This is a genomic window from Streptomyces sp. NPDC031379, assembly GCF_055569615.1.
Genome location: NZ_JBVIIT010000019.1, coordinates 24,371 through 38,145, shown reverse-complemented (window position 1 = coordinate 38,145; position 13,775 = coordinate 24,371). Strand labels below are relative to the sequence as shown.

The following is a 13,775-nucleotide window of genomic DNA, read 5'->3' as shown; positions in this document are numbered from 1 at the left end:
ACGCCACCCCCCCCCCCCCCCCCCCCCCCCCCCCTCCCCCCCACCACCCCCACCCCCCCCCCCCCCCCCCCCCCCCCCCCCCCCCCCCCCCCCCCCCCGGGCCGGTCGTCCCTCCCGCCTTCTGTCCACGCCCTCTCCCAAGGAGCCGTCCGTGCGCGTTCTCCTGCTCAACATGCCGTGGTCGCCCATCGACCTGCCCTCCCTGGCCCTGGGCATCCTCAAACGCAGTGTCGACGAACGCGTCGCGGGCGCGACGTGCGAAGTACTGCACGCCAACCTCGAGTTCACCGACTGGATCACCCGGCGTACCGAGTTCTCCGCCGAGGACTACGAGTACTACGCGCTGTCCTCCTATTTCCTCGGCTGCGGCGACTGGGTGTTCTCCAGTGCCCTGTACGACGATCCCGCCTGGAAGGAGGCCGAGTTCACGAAGGTGATGACCGGCAAGCTGCGCTCCTCACGGATGCGGATGACCCGTCAACTCCACGCTGTGGTACCGGAGTTCGTCGAGCGGATAGCTCAGCGGGTGGCCGACCTGGCCCCCGATGTGGTGGGCCTGACGTCCACCTTCCAGCAGAACACCGCGGCGTTGGCGGCGGCCCGGCACATCAAGCGGATCGCCCCGCAGATCGTGACGGTCATGGGCGGCGCCAACTGCGACGCCGAACAGGGCGCCGCCGTCCACCGGAACTTCCCCTTCGTCGACTTCGTGGTGCGTGGCGAGGGCGAGGACGCCTTCCCGCGGCTGCTGGAGGCGCTGCGTGACGGATCGGGGACCGACGCGGCGGCCGGGATCCCGGGACTGTGCCATCGCCGGGACGGCGCCCCGGTCGCCAACCCGATGCCCACCGGCCCCCTGCCCCCGGCCGCGATCCTCCCCCCGGACTACAGCGGCTACTTCGAGCGCCTCGCCGCTTCCGTGGCACGCAACTGGGTGGAGCCGAAGCTGGTGGTCGAGGGTGCCCGCGGCTGCTGGTGGGGCGAGAAGCACCACTGCACGTTCTGCGGTCTGAACGGCTCGTTCATGCAGTTCCGCAGCAAGAGCCCCGACACCTTCTACCAGGAGATCATGGACCTGGCCGAGCGCCATCGCGTGCTCGACATGTACGTCGTCGACAACATCCTCGACATGCGGTACCTGTCCACCGTGCTGCCCCGGATCATCGACAGCGGCTACGACCTGCGCATGCACATCGAGATCAAGGCGAACATGCGCCGCCCCCAGCTGCAGGTCCTCGCCGACGCCGGGCTCATCTACGTCCAGCCCGGCATCGAGAGTCTCAACAGCAGGGTGCTCGACCTCATGGACAAGGGAGTCAGCGGCTGCCAGAACGTACGGATGCTCCGGGACGCGGCCGAGACGGGCCTGTCGGTGTCCTGGAACTACCTGCACGGCTTCCCCGGTGAGACCGCCGCGGACTACGAACCCGTGATCCGCCAACTGCCCGCGCTGGAGCACCTGAACCCACCGGTCGACCTGTCCGCCCGGATCGCCATCGAGCGCTTCAGTCCCTACTTCAACCGGCCGGAACTGGGCTTCACCGGACTGCGTCCCGAGGAGCACTACCTGTTCACCTACGACCTGCCCGAGGAGGAGCTGCACGACCTGGCCTACGTCTTCCAGGCGCCGGAACGCGGCATCGGCGAGGACACGGTGACGCTGCTGAACGACGCCATCGCCGCGTGGAAGAAGCACCACACCGACTCCCGGCTCACCCACACCGACCTCGGTGACGAGATCGTCCTGGTCAGCCGGCGGCACTCGTTCGACTGGCGGACCAGGCGCCTGACGGACCCGTTCGGCGTGGCGGTGTTCCGTCTCCTCGACCAACCGCACTCCCCCACCGCCCTGCACCGCAAGGCCACGGCCGACCCCGCGTTCGCCGGCCACACCCTCCAGCAGGTACAGGCGCTCCTGGACGAATGGACGGCGCTGGGGGTGACCTTCACCGACGCCGGCCAGTACGTCCACATCGCGCCCGCGTCCGTCAACCAGGACCTGCTGCGCCTCGACTACATGAACCACCTGCACGCCCGTCCCGCCTCCGAACCGGCCGCGGGAAGCGTGCCGGCCGCCCGTCCCGCTCCGGCTCCCGCGCTGCCCTGAAGCCTCCCGAACCGCCTTCCGCCGCCCCGTACGACACCGACACGTCCCGGCCAGCCCCGAGGAGCCCGCATGCCGCCCAGCACCCCGTCCCCTGCCGTCCTGGCCTGGCGCGACCACGACACCCAGGCCCGGTCGCTGCCGGGCATGTCCCTGGGCCGCGTCCCGCTCGCCGCGGATCCCGGCGCCGCCGAACGGCTGTGGCTCATGGGCGCGCGCCGGGCCGAACTCGACAGCCCCGTGGATCTCGTCACGTCCGGGCAGGCCGCCGCCCGGGCCGCGCTCGACAGGCTCATCCTCGTCCGCGACCTGACGGCGCGGGCCGTCCAGGTCGACTGGGACCTGCGTCTGCCCGCGGACCGTGCGGACCTGACCTGGAAGGTGCTGTCACACCTGCAGCCGCCACGGACAGTCACGGGCCTCACCGACGCCGAGGGCGTGCTGCACGCCTGGCGAACCCGTCACTACCTCTGCAAACTGGTATGGCGTCAGGGCCCGGGGTTCCTCCAGATCCGGGACCGGCGCTGGGGCGATCTGCGCCGCTTCACCGCCGACGACCCCCGCTGTCCGCAAGCCGTCGCCCGGCTCGACCGGGGCGTATGTCACACCGAGGTCCCGGCCGACATCCTGGAGGAGTTCACCGCCGAGCATCTCGTCCTGCGGGCGGACGACCTCGTCTGGTGGCTGCCCTACCGCGTCTCCCGGTGGCTTCAGGAGGCCATGGCCGTCTAGGTTCCGCGGGGTGGAACGGCAGCCCGGGGTGGCAACCGGGCCGGGTCAGCGTTCGGTCGCCTCGCCACCGGCGCGCAGGGTGAAGATCTGGTCGAGGCCGACGATGGTGAGGACGCGCAGCAGGTCGGCGGGGACGGCGGACAGAACGACGTCGGCGCCGGCGGTCTGGGCGTGTTGCCGGGCGGCCAGGAGTGCCGTGATCCCGGTGGAGTCGCAGAACTCCAGGCCGGACAGATCGAGCGTCAGGCACTGGCCCGGAGCCAGGGCGACGTGCTCGATCTGCCGGCGCAGGGCGGCCGCCTGGTCGTAGTCGAGTTCGCCGGCCACCAGCAGCACGGGACCGGTGGCGGCGTCGCGGTGAGTGATGTTCAACGGGGTCATCGTCAGTGATCCGTAGCCGGGCGGGTGGGGGTGTGCGTGGCGGGAACGCCCAGGGCGAGCAGGGCGGTGTCGTCGTCCAGGCCGTCGCCGAATCCTTCCAGCAGCCCGGTGAGCGCGGTGATCACCTCGCGGGGTGTCGCGGGTGCCCGATCGGCGGCGAAGGCGAGCAGGGCCTCTTCGCCGTACAGGTGGTCACGGCTGGTTCCCGTGCGGGCCTCGGTGAGCCCGTCGGTGTAGAGCAGGAGCGTATCGCCGGGCGACAGGGTGGTCTTGGCGGCGGTGAAGGGCGCGGCGGGCAGGACGCCGACGAGCAGCCCGCCCGGGGTGGGCAGGTATTCGGCCTGCCCGTCGGCCCGCAGCACGAGCGCCGGGGGATGGCCGCCGGACGCGAGATGCACCGCCGTGCGTCCGTCGGGGCCCGGTTCGAGGACGCCGAAGACGCAGGTGCAGTACCGGGGATCGCCGGAGGCGGTGTACCGCTCGTGCAGGACGGTGTTCAGCGTGGCCAGCGCGGCGACGGGCTCGGGATCGTGGTGGGCCGCGGCGCGCAGGGTGTACCGGGTCAGCGAGGTGAGCGCGGCCGCCTGGGGGCCTTTGCCGCACACGTCGCCGAGGAAGAACGCCCACCTGTTCGCGTCGACGGGGAACAGGTCGTAGAAGTCGCCGCCGAGCCGGTCGGGAGAAGCCGCGTGGTAGTAGACGGCACTTTCCATCCCCGGGAGCGCCGGCAGGGTGTCGGGGAGCAGCGACTTCTGCAGGACGGCGAGCGCGTCGGCGAGCCGCTCCCGGTCGCTCTCCGCCCGCCGGCGGGCCTCCTCGGCCTCCGTACGCGCCCGCTCCGCCTCGGCTCGGGCGCGTTCGGCGTCCTGTCGGCGGCGGAGCAGTTCCTCCTCGTAGGCGCGCCGGTCGGAGGCGTCGAAGACGGTGGTCCGGATGAGCAGGGGCTGGCCCTCGCTGCCTTGCTTGACGACGGAGGAGACGAGCACCGGCAGTCGTCCGCCCCGGGCGGTCCTCACCTCCAGGGCGATGCCCCGCAGCTCACCCTGCATCCGCAGCAGCGGAGCGAAGTGCGTCTCGTGGTAGAGCTTGCCGCCGACGGTCAGCAGGTCGGCGAAGCGCATCCTGGCGACGACGTCCTCGCGCCGCAGGCCGAGCCAGTCCAGCAGCGTCGTGTTGATCTTGGCTATGGTGCCGTCCATCAACGTGGACAGATACCCGCAGGGCGCCGACTCGTAGAGTTCCTCGGCACTGTCCTCCAGCAGAGCGGTGAAGGCGGCCTCCATGCCCGCCTCGTCTCCGGTGCCGGCCGGTTCGGACGCGCCGCCCGTACGGCACATCACGGCCGGCTCTCGAGGAAGTCGAGGATCGCCCGGGCGGTGGCCTCGGGAGCACTCAGCTGGGGGCAGTGCCCGGTGGCGTCGAGGGTCACCAGCCGGGAGGAGGGGATCGCGGCGTGCACGTGGGCGCCGACCTCCCGAGGGGCGATGACGTCCTGGGCGCACTCCAGCACCAGGGTCGGCACGGTCACGGTCTTCAGGTCGTCCCGGCTGTCGGTCAGGAAGGTGGTCCGGGCGAAGACGCGGGCGATGTCGGGATCGGTGGCGCAGAAGCTGTTGGTCAGTTCCTCGCCCAGTCCGGGTCTGTCGGGGTTGCCCATGATCACCGGGGCCATGGCGGAGGACCAGCCGAGGTAGTTCGACTCCAGGGAGGCGAGCAGTTCGTCGATGTCGTCCGCGCTGAAGCCGCCGCGATAGCCGTCGTCGTCGATGTAGCGGGGCGAGGGGGCCACCATCACCAGCGCGCCGATCCGCTCCGGCACGGTCTGTGCCGCCAGCACTCCGACCATGGCGCTGACCGAGTGCCCCACGAACACCGCCCCTTCGAGGTCCAGCGCCGCGCAGACGTCGGCCACGTCCTGGGCGTAGCCGCGCAGCGAGGAGTACCGCTCCTCGCTCCAGGCCGACAGATCCGATCCACCCGAGCCGACGTAGTCGAACAGCACCACCCGGTATCGCTCGGCCAGCGCCGGGACGATCAGACGCCACATGTTCTGGTCGCATCCGAAGCCGTGCGCGAGGACGACCACGGGGGCGTCTACCGGACCGGTGAGCGTGATGTTGTTCCTGCGCCGGATGTCCATGGTCACCATGGTGCCATCCGGCGGGACCGCGGCCGATCACCGGTCGCGATCACTCCGCCGACGGGTGGCCGGCGCGTCGGCGGCCGGCCGGCATGCCGAGGGCGTGCGGCACGGCCGTCGGGCAGCCGGGCCGAGGCGCGTCCCGGATCAGCGCGGTGCCGGCCCCTCGGTGCTCTCGCGCAGTACGAGGCGGTGGGGCACCAGCAGATCCTGCGGTGACCGGTGGCCGGGCGACGCGTCCGCGCCGGCGGTTCCGGCCGCCTCGTCCATACGGCGCAGCAGGAGTTCCACGGCGACCCTGGCGACCGCGGCCTTGTCGGGTGCCACCGTGCTCAGCGTCGGCACGCTGAACCGGCCGCCCTCGACGTCGTCGAAGCCGACGACGGCGACGTCCTCGGGGACCTGCATGCCGTGCTCGTGCAGCGCACGCAACGCGCCCAGCGCCAGCTGGTCGTTGAGGCAGAGCAGCGCGTCGGGCCGTGCGCCGCCGCTCAGCGCCCGGGCCACGGCCTCGGCACCGTCGGGCATCCGGAACGACGTGACGGGCAGCACGGCGGCCGGATCGTAGGCGATGCCCGCCTCGGCGAGCGCGGCGCGGTAGCCGCGGGTGCGGGCCTCGGCCGTACCGAGGCCCGCCTCGTCGCGTCCGCCGATGGCCAGGATGGTGCGGCGCCCGAGGCCGATCAGATGCTCGGTCGCCTCCCGCGCGGCCTTCTCGTTGTCGATGGCGACATGGTCGGCGCCCTCCTCCAGCAGCTCCCCGAGGAGCACGGTCGGCGGCGCACCCGCGCGACCCCGCAGGTCGTCGGCGGTGAGGGCGAGGGGGCTGAGGATGACACCGTCGACGAAGGTGGAGCCGAAGCCGGCGAGCGCCGCCAGCTCGTGATCACGGTCCGCTCCCGTCTGGTGGATCAGTACGGTCAGGGAGCGCTGTTCGGCCTCGCGAATGACATGGCGGGCGAGTTCGGCGAAGTACGGGACGTCCAGTTCGGGAACGACGAGGGCGATGATGCCGGTGCGCCCCTTGCGCAGGTGACGGCCCGCCAGATTCACCTTGTAGCCGAGTTCTTCGATGGCCTCCCGGACGACGCGCCTGGTTCTGTCGGAGACATGGGCGTAGTCGTTGATCACGTTGGACACCGTCTTCTCCGACACCCCCGCGAGCCGTGCGACGTCCTTGATCCTGGGTCGTGCCACCGCAACCTCCCTGCCCTTCGCCGCCGCCGAGTCTATGTCCCGGCATGTCAGGGACCGGGGGGCAGGCCGCCCGGTGCCGTGCGGTCCTCGTCGCCGGCCCTGCGCCCCGGACTCTTTACAGCCAATGTACATCGATGTAAAAACTAGCCACCGCACCGTTTCGGCCGGTGCGTCTCCCCGCCCGCCCCTGCGCGGTGGCCCACTCCTGCCGTGGTCCACCGCCGGTCCGGCATGCGTGTCTGGTCGTCGAAAGGTCCGCCATGTCTTCCCGCTCACCTGTCCCAGAGACAGCGCCCCCGTCCGATCCGGCACGCGGCCTCACCCGCCGCCGGCTGATGCGCCACACCATGGCCGCGGCGGGCGCGTTGATCACCGCGGGACCGCTCTCCGGCTGCGCCTCACCGGCCTCGGCCTCCGACGCCTCCGCCCTGAGCGTCTGGGACCTGTTCCAGGGCGGCGACGGCATGCTGATGGACGACATGATCAAGGCCGTGTCCGACCGCGGAGACTTCGAAGTCGATCGCACCATCCTGGACTGGGGCCCGTCCTACTACACCAAGCTCGCCATGTCGGCCGCCGGGGGCCGGGCCTCCGACGTGGCGGTCCTGCACCTGTCCCGGCTGGCGGGCTACGCCCCCGGCGGTCTGCTGGATCCCTACGATCTCGACCTGCTCGCCGAATTCGGCGTCACGCGCCGGGACTTCACCCCGGCGGTCTGGGCGCGCACACAGCACGACAAGGTCGTCTACGCCGTCCCGCTCGACGTCCACCCGTTCATCGTGTTCTACGACAAGGAAGCCGCGGACAAGGCAGGCCTCCTCGACTCCTCGGGAGAGCTGGTCCGGATGGGCTCTCCGGAGGCCCTGCTGGACGCGGGCAAGGCACTCGCCGAGGCGACCGGCAAGTCGGGCATCCTGTTCGGCCACGTCACCGACACGGCGCAGAACTGGAGGCAGTTCGCCGCCCTCTACGCACAGACCGGTGCCGCCTTCACGCTGCCGGACGGAGGGCCCGCCGAGATCGACGTCGATGCCGCGGTGCGGGTCGTGTCCTTCATGCAGCGGCTCTTCGACGGCAGGACCAATCCCGACAACCTCGACTACAACGGTGCGATGGCCGGCTTCATGGGCCGTCGCGGCGGCATGGTCATGCTCGGGGAGTGGGAGCTGCCGACGCTGAAGAAGTCCGGCATCCCGCTCGGCGCCGCATCCTTCCCCCAGGTGTTCGACCGACCGGCCGTCTACACGGACAGCCACAGCTTCGTGCTCCCGCATCAGGAGAACCCGGACCCGGCACGGCGGCGTGAGGCGCACCGGTACGTCGCGGAGATGGTCAAGCAGAGCCTGACATGGGCGAGCGCCGGACACATACCCGCGTACCAGCCCGTGCTCGCGAAGCCGGAGTACGCCGCGCTGCACCCGCAGTCCTCGTACGCGGACGCCGGGAAGGTGGCGGTGCTCGACCCGCCGAACTGGTTCGCCGGGGCCGGTTCGAACTTCCAGAACCGGATGTGCCAGCCCCTGCAGTCGGCGCTGCTGGGCAACACGTCCGCCGAGAAGGCCGTACGTCAGATGGTCCGTGAGGCGAACGCCCTGCTGCGCCAGCCCAATCCGGTGGCCTGACGAGGAGAAGGAGTGACCGACGTGACCACCACCGCACCCCTCGACGCCGAGGCCCAGGCCGGCCCGACATCCCCCCCGTCCGGCCGCCGCCGTACCGGTCACCGGGGCTCGCGCCCGGCCCCGGGCTCCGGCCTGGTCTTCGTCCTGCCGTTCCTGCTCGTCTTCGGCCTGTTCCTGATATGGCCCGTCGTCCAGGGACTGTGGATGAGCTTCACCGACAGCTCGCTCGCCCTGCGCGACACGACGTTCGTCGGTCTGGACAACTACACGGAGGCCCTGGGTGATCCGGACGTCTGGAGCAGCCTCGGCAACACGGTCTTCTTCACCGTCGTCTCCAGCGTGCCACTGGTCCTGCTGGCGCTGGCGATGGCACTGCTGGTGCACAGCGGGCTCGCCGGGCAGTGGGCCTGGCGCCTCGCGTTCTTCGCGCCCTATCTGCTGCCCGTGACCGTGGTGACGCTCATCTGGGCCTGGCTCTACCAGCCGGACCTCGGTCTGGCCAACCAGTTCCTCGACACCTTCGGTATCGGACCCGTCGGCTGGCTCTCCGACGAGAGCGTCGCGATGTGGTCGATCGCCGCCCTCACCGTCTGGTGGACCGTCGGCTTCAACTTCCTCCTCTACCTCGCCGCGCTCCAGTCCCTGCCCTCGACCTACGACGAGGCCGCGGCCCTGGACGGTGCCGGGGCGTGGCGGCGCCTGTGGTCCATCACACTGCCCCAGCTGCGCAGGACCACCGCGCTGGTGGCCATGCTCCAGATCCTCGCCTCGCTCAAGGTGTTCGACCAGATCTACATCCTCACCAAGGGCGGCCCGAACGGCTCGACCCGCCCCGTCCTGGAGTACGTCTACGACGTCGGATTCACCGGCTACCGGCTGGGCTACGCCTCGGCCGTCTCCTATCTCTTCTTCGCGCTCGTCATCCTCGTCTCGCTCGTGCAGCTCCGCCTCTTCCGCCAGGAGGACTGACCGTGTCCGCAACCACAACGACCTCCCGCCCGCCGCGCCGTCCGCCCCGTGAAGCGGCCGGCTCGCCCCTGCTGCTCGGCCACGGCCGGCTGCCGCGCGTCCTGGCCGGCACCGCACTGGCCGTCCTGGCGGCCGTCTGGCTGCTGCCGTTGCTGTGGGCGATCGCCACGTCGGTGCAGCACGAGCAGGACGTGGCGACCCCCGGTCTGTCACCGTTCAAGGGCGCCTTCACGACGGAGGCGTACCGGCAGATCCTGGAACGCGGCCATGTCACCCTCTGGGCCTTCAACAGCTTCCTGATCGCCGGCCTGGTCACCCTGATCACGGTGGCCGTCTCCACCCTCGCGGCCTACGGCTTCTCCCGCGGCGCGTTCCGCGGCCGCCGGGCCCTGCTGGCCGTGACCGTCGCCGCCATCATGGTCCCGCCGCAACTGCTCGTCGTGCCCCTGTTCAAGCAGATGCTCCTCTTCCACATGGTGGACACCTATGCGGCGGTCGTCCTGCCCCAGGTCGTCGCTCCCATGATGGTGTTCGTCCTCAAGCGGTTCTTCGACGGCATCCCGCGGGAGCTGGAGGACGCCGCCCGCATCGACGGGGCCTCCGAGTTCCGGGTCTTCCTCTCGATCGTGCTGCCGCTGTCGCGGCCGATCGTGGCGGCCGTCGCGATCTTCGTCTTCATCGGGGCGTGGAACAACTTCCTGTGGCCCTTCATCGTCACCAACGACCCCGACCTGATGACGCTCCCGGTGGGCCTGGCCACCGTGAAGGACGCCTTCGGCATCCAGTACGCCCAGTCCATGGCGTCCGCGCTGCTGGCCGCGCTGCCGCTGATCGTGGTCTTCCTCCTCTTCCAGCGCCGCATCGTCAACTCCGTGGCCACCACCGGCCTCGGCGGCTCCTGACCTCATCCCCCGCTGTACACCCCGGCGCGGCACATCCGCGCCGGCCGTCCGATCGACTGGAGCAAGCGTGCCCTCTCACTCCGTACCGCGTCCGGAGTACCCACGACCGCAGTTCGTGCGTCACGACTGGCTCAACCTGAACGGCCCCTGGCAGTTCGAGACCGACACAGGAGACAGCGGCCTCGAACGCGGACTCCTCGGCCGCGCGCTGCGCGACGAGATCCTCGTCCCCTTCCCACCGGAGTCGGAGCTGTCCGGCATCGGTGACACCGACTTCCTCGAGGCCGTCTGGTACCGGCGGGTCCTCACGCTGCCGACGGCCTGGGCCGGGCGCCGTGTGCTGCTGCACTTCGGTGCCGTCGACCACGACACCACCGTGTGGCTCGACGGCACGGAGGTCGCGCGTCACCGTGGCGGCTTCACCCCCTTCACCGCCGACCTCGGCGACATCGCCGGGGCGGGCGACGAGGTCGTCATCACCGTCCGGGCCCGCGACCCCAAGTCCGGGCCGCAGGCCCGGGGCAAGCAGGCGGTGCAGTACGCCAACCACGACTGCAACTACACCCGGGTGACCGGCATCTGGCAGACCGTCTGGCTGGAGCCCGTTCCCGAGGTGCACCTGCGGCGCCCCCGGATCACCCCGGACCTCGCCGGCTCCGCCTTCCACCTCGAACTGCCGCTGTCCGGCAACCGGCCCGGACACCGGGTGCGCGCCGTCCTCGGCGACGGCGACGGCGAGGTGAGCCGGGCCGAGGCACGCGCCGACCTGGATCTCGCCCCGCGTCTTCACCTGCCGGTGCCCGCCGACAGGCGGCGCGAGTGGGGCCCCGGCGACCCGCATCTGTACGACCTCCGGCTCGAACTCCTCGATACCACCGGGCAGGTGACCGACAGCGTCGAGAGCTACGCGGGGCTGCGCGCCGTCGGACTGCACGGCAAGGCCGTCACCCTCAACGGACGCCCGCTCTTCCAGCGGCTCGTCCTCGACCAGGGCTGGTACCCCGACGGCCTGATGACCGCACCGACCGACGAGGCCCTGGTCCGGGACATCGAGCTGGCCATGGAGGCCGGCTTCAACGGGGCCCGGCTGCACCAGAAGGTCTTCGAGGACCGCTTCCTCCACCACGCGGACCGCCTCGGCTACCTGGTGTGGGGCGAGTTCGGCGACTGGGGGTGCGAGACCGGCGGCTCATCCGGTGACAACCAGCAGCCCGACGCGTCCTACGTCGCCCAGTGGCTGGAAGCCCTGGAACGCGACTACTCGCACCCCTCGATCATCGGCTGGTGCCCGCTCAACGAGACCTACCAGAAGCTGCACGACCGCATCACCCAGCTCGACGCCGTCACGCGGGCGATGTTCCTGGCCACCAAGGCGATGGACACCACCCGGCCGGTCATCGACGCCTCCGGCTACGCCCACCGCGTCGCCGAGACCGACATCTACGACGCGCACAACTACGAACAGGACCCGGCGGCCTTCCGGCAGCTGATGTCCGGGCTCGCCAAGGACGAACCCTTCGTCAACTCCTACGAGAACGGGGCTCCCTACTCACAGCCCTACCGCGGCCAGCCGTACTTCGTCAGCGAGTTCGGCGGCATCTGGTGGGACCCGGAGGCGGCCGCCGCCCAGTCCGGCGAGGACCGCACCCTTTCCTGGGGCTACGGCGAACGGGTCCGCGACGAGGACGAGTTCCACGCGCGCTTCGGCGGCCTCACCGAAGTGCTGCTCGGGGACCCCCACATGTTCGGCTACTGCTACACCCAGTTGACCGACGTCTTCCAGGAGCAGAACGGCGTCTACCGTTTCGACCGCGGTCCCAAGCTCGACGTGGCACGCATCCGCGCCGCGCAGCAGCGGCCGGCCGCGATCGAGGAGCAGGGCCGGGACTAGGCGGCAGGCCGCGGCTCGACGACGGGCGTGTGCCTCCCCGGCCGTACCGGGCAGGCACACGCCCGCGTCAGACTCGCTCCAGTCTCCAGATCTGCGGCTGGAGGCCGTTGCACGTCCACTGCTGGACGTTCCCGCCGGGCTCCCGCGAGCCCTCGGCCACATCCAGGCACTGGCCGCTGGACCTGGCGATCAGCCGGTAATAGCCCCGGCCGACGTTCTCCAGCCGCCAGTCCTGCGCGGAGAGCCCGTTGCAGTACCACTGCCGGACGTTCGCGCCCGGCGTCGAGGAGCCGTTCTCCACATCCAGGCAGTAGCCGCTGTTGCGGCCGGTCAGCGTGAAGTGGTCGCCGCCGCGGGCGCGGAGCGTCCACTCCTGCGGACCGAGGCCGTTGCACGTCCACTGCTGGACGTTGCCACCGGGCGCACGGGAGTCACCGGCCACGTCGAGGCAGTGACCGCTGCCCGCGTTCACCAGCCGGTAGAGCGCGCCGTCGACGACACCGGCCGCATCGCCGCTGCCCGTGAGACCACCGGTCGCGAAGTACGGCCTGCACACCGTGCCGTCCCAGTCGGTGGCGATCTGCAGCACCCGGCTGCCGTCGGCCGACGGCAGCAGCGGGGAACTGTAGTTCTGGCAGTAGTTCACACCCGGGTCCGGCACGGCCACCGGTGACGCGATCTCGTACCACGGGCCGCTGCCGTTCTCCGTGTTGGCGAGGATCGTGCGGCCGCTGTCCGCGGCGGGGGTACCGTCCCGATTGAGCAGACGCTGCCCGATCAGCAGGATCCGCCCGTTGGGTCCGCCGCCGGGCGCCGGTGCCCAGGCGATGGTCGGCGCGGCACGGAAGTACTTGCCGTCGACGGTCTCCGGGCGGAACCCGAGGGAGGCGGGATTCCCCCAGTTCCAGCCGTCGGCGGACGTCCGGTAGTGCACGACGCACTGGTACTGGCCGCCGGGGGTGCAGATCTCGTAGCTCATGAAGTAGGTGCCGTTCGGCAGCTTCCGCACCACCGGCATGCCCGGCCGGTCGGACGACAGGCCGCTCGCCACGGTGTCGTGCCGGCCCTCCCAGTGCACCCCGTCGTAGCTGCGCACGGCGACGAGCTTCTGGCTGTGCCCGGGGTCCGTCTCGTCGGAGTAGTGGCAGACCAGCGCACCGTCCGCGGCCACGGAGAACTCCGGCTCCCACAGGCCGCCCGTTCCGTTCGCGACGGCGCACGAGGACAGATAGGACCAGGTGCGGCCCACGTCGTCGCTGCGCCAGATCCGCAGAGCCATGCGCCGGTTCTGCTCGTCCTGGCCGGCCGACGAGGCCCACAGCAGCGTGCCGGCCGGCATCCCGCCCACCTGCCGGGGAAGCTCGAACAGCGTGGTGCAGCAGAGGCCCTGACCTGCCGCGGACTCGGGATCGACGACCCTGCCGACCTCGTGGAAACTGGCTCCGGAGTCGGTGCTCTCGTGGAGGGCGCCGATGCCGTTGCCGCCGTCGAAGGTGACGAAACTCGCGAGGATGCGTCCGTTCGCCGCACCGCTGTGCGCGAGCCGGACGGCGCGCGGGTACAGGCCGGTACCGTCTCGCAACGGTGTGCCCGTGGCCGCCGGGGAGAGGCTGCCGGTCGTCGCCCCGGCGGCCGCGGACGGGACTGGAGAAGAGGGTACGGCCGCGACGGCCGGTGCGATGAGCGCCAGACTCAGCACCCCGGCCAGGCCGAGCAGTGCGGCTCGGGCGCCGCGCCGGGAACGGCGGGCAGCGGGCGCGCGGCACTCCGGCGGGAGGGCGTTCCGGGCGGTCGAGGGACCGCGACGGCGTCCTCCGAGGGGATGTAACAGGCGGAT

11 protein-coding genes are annotated in these 13,775 nt (G+C 71.1%); 6 read left to right on the top strand and 5 right to left on the bottom strand.

What is annotated here, in order from left to right; all coding sequences use genetic code 11:
• Nucleotides 1-151 precede the first annotated feature (151 nt).
• Both ACZ5CW_RS25910 and ACZ5CW_RS25905 read left to right on the top strand, forming a co-directional pair.
• Complete coding sequence (locus ACZ5CW_RS25910; protein WP_468605289.1) at nt 152-2,107, top strand: RiPP maturation radical SAM C-methyltransferase; 1,956 nt, start codon at nt 152-154, stop codon at nt 2,105-2,107.
• Between the two features lie 69 nt (nt 2,108-2,176).
• Nucleotides 2,177-2,836: a DUF5825 family protein gene (locus tag ACZ5CW_RS25905; protein ID WP_468605287.1), complete on the top strand. Its 660-nt coding sequence runs from the start codon at nt 2,177-2,179 to the stop codon at nt 2,834-2,836.
• A gap of 45 nt (nt 2,837-2,881) precedes the next feature.
• Here ACZ5CW_RS25905 and ACZ5CW_RS25900 read toward each other — a convergent pair whose 3' ends face one another.
• From ACZ5CW_RS25900 to ACZ5CW_RS25885, 4 genes are all read right to left on the bottom strand, one after another.
• Complete coding sequence (locus ACZ5CW_RS25900; RefSeq protein WP_468605285.1) at nt 2,882-3,217, bottom strand: STAS domain-containing protein; 336 nt, start codon at nt 3,215-3,217, stop codon at nt 2,882-2,884.
• 2 nt (nt 3,218-3,219) lie between these two features.
• On the bottom strand, nt 3,220-4,557 hold the full coding sequence (locus tag ACZ5CW_RS25895; RefSeq protein ID WP_468605283.1) for a PP2C family protein-serine/threonine phosphatase: 1,338 nt from the start codon (nt 4,555-4,557) through the stop codon (nt 3,220-3,222).
• Nucleotides 4,554-5,357, bottom strand: coding sequence for an alpha/beta fold hydrolase (locus ACZ5CW_RS25890; protein ID WP_468605281.1), 804 nt, complete (start codon nt 5,355-5,357; stop codon nt 4,554-4,556). The genes ACZ5CW_RS25895 and ACZ5CW_RS25890 overlap by 4 nt, the downstream gene beginning before the upstream one ends.
• A gap of 147 nt (nt 5,358-5,504) precedes the next feature.
• Nucleotides 5,505-6,554: a LacI family DNA-binding transcriptional regulator gene (locus ACZ5CW_RS25885; RefSeq protein ID WP_468605279.1), complete on the bottom strand. Its 1,050-nt coding sequence runs from the start codon at nt 6,552-6,554 to the stop codon at nt 5,505-5,507.
• Nucleotides 6,555-6,814: 260 nt separating this feature from the next.
• Between ACZ5CW_RS25885 and ACZ5CW_RS25880 the strand changes: the two genes are divergently transcribed.
• The 4 genes from ACZ5CW_RS25880 to ACZ5CW_RS25865 all read left to right on the top strand — a co-directional run bounded on the left by ACZ5CW_RS25880 (nt 6,815) and on the right by ACZ5CW_RS25865 (nt 11,938).
• The gene (locus ACZ5CW_RS25880) at nt 6,815-8,176 is read left to right on the top strand and encodes an extracellular solute-binding protein (protein ID WP_468605277.1); all 1,362 of its coding nucleotides are present in this window, start codon (nt 6,815-6,817) and stop codon (nt 8,174-8,176) included.
• 21 nt (nt 8,177-8,197) lie between these two features.
• A complete protein-coding gene (locus ACZ5CW_RS25875; protein WP_468605275.1) occupies nt 8,198-9,145 on the top strand; it encodes a carbohydrate ABC transporter permease in 948 nt (315 codons plus the stop codon).
• 2 nt (nt 9,146-9,147) lie between these two features.
• The gene (locus tag ACZ5CW_RS25870) at nt 9,148-10,047 is read left to right on the top strand and encodes a carbohydrate ABC transporter permease (RefSeq protein WP_468605273.1); all 900 of its coding nucleotides are present in this window, start codon (nt 9,148-9,150) and stop codon (nt 10,045-10,047) included.
• Nucleotides 10,048-10,114: 67 nt separating this feature from the next.
• On the top strand, nt 10,115-11,938 hold the full coding sequence (locus ACZ5CW_RS25865; RefSeq protein WP_468605271.1) for a glycoside hydrolase family 2 protein: 1,824 nt from the start codon (nt 10,115-10,117) through the stop codon (nt 11,936-11,938).
• A 67-nt stretch (nt 11,939-12,005) separates the two neighbouring features.
• On the opposite strand, the gene ACZ5CW_RS25860 is transcribed toward ACZ5CW_RS25865, so the two are convergent.
• Nucleotides 12,006-13,520: an RICIN domain-containing protein gene (locus tag ACZ5CW_RS25860; protein ID WP_468605269.1), complete on the bottom strand. Its 1,515-nt coding sequence runs from the start codon at nt 13,518-13,520 to the stop codon at nt 12,006-12,008.
• Nucleotides 13,521-13,775: the final 255 nt, after the last annotated feature.